This is a genomic window from Neolewinella lacunae (assembly GCF_014349155.1).
GTDB classification, from domain to species: domain Bacteria; phylum Bacteroidota; class Bacteroidia; order Chitinophagales; family Saprospiraceae; genus Neolewinella; species Neolewinella lacunae.
In genome coordinates this window covers 1-276 of sequence record NZ_JACSIT010000020.1, presented here as the reverse complement: position 1 = coordinate 276, position 276 = coordinate 1, and the positions used below count along the sequence as shown (strand labels likewise).

Below are 276 nucleotides of genomic sequence, written 5' to 3'. Positions count from 1 at the left end.
CCCGGCTCCGCCAGCCAGCCCCCTTGCATCTCCATGCCAAAGGGGTAGTAGTGGTTTTCTTGCAACACTTCTGCGGCTTCAATGAGGTTGTTGCCGTTTTCGTCGGCAAAGAGGACCCGGTTGTTGCCCAGGTGATCTCGCAGGAAATATTCGTACTGCCAGGCGGCACCGCCCGCGCAGGGGACGATGTCGGCCGTGAAGGTGGCCCCGAGTTGTACCTGGAAGTTGGCTTCGAGCACGATTTGGGTTTTTGCTTCGAAAACGGTGGGGGTGGGG

Annotated in this window: 1 protein-coding gene; it reads right to left on the bottom strand. The window is 59.4% G+C overall.

The annotated features are described in order from the left end of the window. Window positions 1-276, bottom strand: a 276-nt coding sequence (locus H9S92_RS00105; protein ID WP_406611970.1) for a 3-coathanger stack domain-containing protein, incomplete at both ends; no start/stop codon positions are given.